The following is a 792-nucleotide window of genomic DNA, read 5'->3' as shown; positions in this document are numbered from 1 at the left end:
ATCAAAGCTGCGCGGACTGTCGGATCAGTGCCGGAGAAGCGCCCCGCAATCCAGGTCAGGGAACTTCTAATATCCGAGCGCGATGGGGCGGGAGCCCAGAGCGTGTTCGCTTCGATCAAGCAGGGAAGAAAGAATGCGCTCGTATCGATTCTGATCAAGCAAGGTCATGGTGTTCGGGATGCCTGGGTGGCAAGCTCGCTAAGCAGGCCCGAGATCGACGACATGCTTGACCATATTTCGTCCGAGATGTCGGTCCATGAAACGACGGCCGAGGACACGTCCTTACTCTTGAGCAGCGCCTTAGCGGATGGGCCGCTTGGCTCTGCCCCTCCGTTTGGCCTCGTTCAGGCAATCAATCTGATCGGGCTCTCGGATGTCGCGCCCAAGCCTGTCTCGATAGACAATCTCGTTGCCTCAATGCTCGTGGGTGCCGACACTGCAGCAATCGATGCCAAGGCGGTGGAGAGGGCAGTGCGCGCGTCTGGCCGCTGGCTGGCGACTAACCCTCAGCTAGATTCCTGGTTTGAAACTGGCGACGACGTCGCCGCAGCGATCAAGGACAGGCGCAAAATCGAAGACCGGATCGCAGCGATAATCAAGAACGTGCTGGAGCCAAAGCGGGCCTTTTGGGCCAACGTCGTCGCTTGGAGCGCATTCGCACAGCGAGGTGACGACCACGGTTCAGAATGGATAGAAATGGCGCTCGTCGCTCGTGAGATGGCCTCGGCACGACCTTTGACCGAAATTCCCCTAGCGCGCTTCATTGCAGTGCAATCTGTGGAGGCAGCTTGG

At 58.8% G+C, this 792-nt stretch carries 1 pseudogene; it reads left to right on the top strand.

Features of this window, described 5'->3' with window-relative positions:
- Positions 1-102: 102 nt before the first annotated feature.
- A pseudogene (locus tag MJ601_RS21785) lies at positions 103-792 on the top strand (hypothetical protein); the annotation flags it as partial.

This window comes from Sphingobium trunci (assembly GCF_022664535.1).
Lineage (GTDB): Bacteria > Pseudomonadota > Alphaproteobacteria > Sphingomonadales > Sphingomonadaceae > Sphingobium.
The sequence above is the reverse complement of the archived record's forward strand: the minus strand, read 5'-3'. Positions and strand labels throughout refer to the sequence as shown.